Annotated in this window: 3 protein-coding genes; all 3 read left to right on the top strand. The window is 75.1% G+C overall.

The features are described 5' to 3' along the window. The coding region (locus IH13_RS0133910; RefSeq protein ID WP_031090621.1) for an aldo/keto reductase at positions 1–867 on the top strand (867 nt) is incomplete at its 5' end. Then, the gene (locus IH13_RS0133905) at positions 864–1730 is read left to right on the top strand and encodes an amidohydrolase family protein (protein WP_031090618.1); all 867 of its coding nucleotides are present in this window, start codon (positions 864–866) and stop codon (positions 1728–1730) included. The genes IH13_RS0133910 and IH13_RS0133905, both read left to right, overlap by 4 nt. Positions 1731–1770: 40 nt before the next feature. After that, positions 1771–2591 (top strand): Fpg/Nei family DNA glycosylase (locus tag IH13_RS0133900; RefSeq protein ID WP_063837531.1); only part of this gene is annotated, 821 nt, incomplete at its 3' end.

Below are 2591 nucleotides of genomic sequence, written 5' to 3'. Positions count from 1 at the left end.
GCCTGGGACGAAGGCGTCCGCTCCTTCGACACCGCCCCCCACTACGGACTCGGTCTGTCCGAGCGCCGGCTCGGCGAAGCCCTGCGCGGCCGGCCCCGCGACGCGTACACCCTCTCCACGAAGGTGGGCCGGCTGCTCGAACCGCTGCCGCCGGGGGCGGTCCAGGCCGACGCCCTGTCCGAGGGGTTCGCCGTGGCGCCCACCCACCGCCGCCGCTGGGACTTCAGCGCCGACGGCATCCGCCGCAGCCTGGAGGAGAGCCTCGGCCGCCTCGGCCTCGACCGGGTCGACACCGTCTATCTGCACGACCCCGACGACCACGAGGAGGCCGCCTTCCGCGAGGGGTACCCGGCCCTGGAGAAGCTGCGGGCCGAGGGCGTGGTCGGCGCGATCGGCGCCGGGATGAACCAGACCGCGATGCTCACCCGCTTCCTGCGCGAGACCGACGTCGACGCCGTGCTGTGCGCCGGGCGCCACACCCTCCTCGACGGCAGCGCCCTCACCGTCCTGCTGCCGGAGGCCGCCGCCCGGGGCCGCGCCGTCGTCGTCGGCGGGGTCTTCAACTCGGGGCTCCTGGCCGATCCGCGCCCCGGCGCCATGTACGACTACGCGAGGGCCCCCGCGCACCTCCTCGACCGGGCCCTGCGCATGGACGCGGTGGCGCGCCGGCACGGCGTCCCGCTGCGCGCCGCGGCCCTGCACTACCCGCTGGGCCACCCGGCCGTCACGGGCGTCCTCCTCGGCGCCCGCTCCCCGGAGGAGGTACGGGACGCGGCCGCCCTGCTCCGTGCGCCGGTCCCCGACGCGCTCTGGGCGGAGTTGCGCGCCGAAGGCCTGCTCGGCACCCCGGACGGGAAGACGGCATGAGCACCGCGGGGCACGTCGACGCCCACCACCACGTGTGGGACCTCGCCGTACGCGACCAGGAGTGGATCACCGGCGAGGAACTCGCCCCGCTCCGCCGCACCTTCACCCTCGCCGACCTGGAACCCGAGGCCCGCGCGGCGGGGATCGGCGCCACCGTCCTCGTCCAGACCGTCGCCGTCGCCGAGGAGACGCCCGAGCTGCTCGCCCTCGCCGACGGCCACGGACTCGTCGCAGGCGTCGTCGGCTGGACCGACCTCACCGCGCCCGGTGTCGCCGGAGCCCTGGCCGCCCTGGCCGACCTGCCCGGCGGCGACCGGCTCGTCGGCATCCGCCACCAGGTCCAGGACGAGCCCGACCCGAAGTGGCTGCTGCGCCCCGACGTGCTCCGCGGCCTGACGGCCGTCGCCGACGCGGGCCTCGTCTACGACCTGGTCGTCCGGCCCCACCAGCTGCCCTCGGCCGTCCGTGCCGCGGCCCTGCTGCCCGGACTCACCTTCGTCCTCGACCACGCCGGCAAACCGCCGATCGCCGAGGGCCGGACGCGGCCGTGGGCCGACGGGCTGCGGGCACTGGCCGCGCTGCCCAACACCGTCTGCAAGCTCTCCGGGCTCGTCACCGAGGCCGACCCGCGGCGCTGGACCGTACAGACCCTGCGCCCCTGGACGGACACCGTGATCGAGGCCTTCGGACCCGGCCGGCTGATGTTCGGCTCGGACTGGCCGGTGTGCCGGCTCGCCGCCCCGTACGCCGGGGTCGTCGACGCGGCACTCGCCCTGACCTCGCACCTGGGCCAGGAGGACCGGCGGTCCGTGTTCGCCGCCACCGCGCGGCGCGTCTACGGTCTGCCGGATCCCGGCGCCTGACGGGTGGGCACTCGCCGGGCCGCTGGGGCAGGCTGGTGGCATGCCCGAACTGCCGGAAGTCGAAGCCCTGCGGGACTTCCTCGGCGACCACCTGGTCGGCAAGGAGATCGCCCGCGTCCTGCCGGTCGCCGTCAGCGTCCTGAAGACGTACGACCCGCCGCTCACCGCCCTGCAGGGCGCCACCGTCACCGCCGTGGACCGCCACGGCAAGTTCCTGGACGTCACGGCCGGCGGACTCCACCTGCTCGTCCACCTGGCGCGGGCCGGGTGGCTGCGGTGGCAGGACAGCGTCCCGGCGGCACCGCCCCGGCCGGGCAAGGGGCCGCTCGCCCTCCGTACCGTCCTCACCGACGGGGAGGGGTTCGACCTGACCGAGACGGGGACCACCAAACGCCTCTCCGTCCACCTCGTGCGCGACCCGGCCGACGTGCCCGGGGTCGCACGCCTGGGGCCGGACCCGCTCGCCGACTCCTTCGACCGGGGCACCTTCGCCCGGCTCCTCGGCGGGCAGCGGCGGCAGGTCAAGGGCGCCCTGCGCGACCAGTCCCTGATCGCCGGAATCGGCAACGCCTACAGCGACGAGATCCTGCACGTCGCCAGGATGTCCCCGTTCAAGCTCACGACGAGCCTGAGCGACGACGACGTCACCCACCTGTACACGGCGACGCGAACCACCCTGAAGGACGCCGTCGAACGGTCCCGGGGCGTCGCCGCCGGACGGCTCAAGGCCGAGAAGAAGAGCGGCATGCGCGTCCACGGCCGCGCGGGAGAGGCCTGCCCCGTGTGCGGCGACACCGTCCTGGAGGTGTCCTTCAGCGACTCCTCCCTCCAGTACCTGTCCCTTATACACATCTCTGATGG

Source organism: Streptomyces sp. NRRL WC-3549, from assembly GCF_000721935.1.
Classification (GTDB): Bacteria; Actinomycetota; Actinomycetes; order Streptomycetales; family Streptomycetaceae; genus Streptomyces.
Note: the sequence above shows the minus strand (reverse complement) of the source record. Positions and strands in the feature narration are given on the sequence as shown.

Excerpts from the sequence above, each read along its gene's own strand:
- IH13_RS0133905 (WP_031090618.1), top strand. The coding sequence starts at position 864 with ATGAGCACCGCGGGGCACGTCGACGCCCACCACCACGTGTGGGACCTC.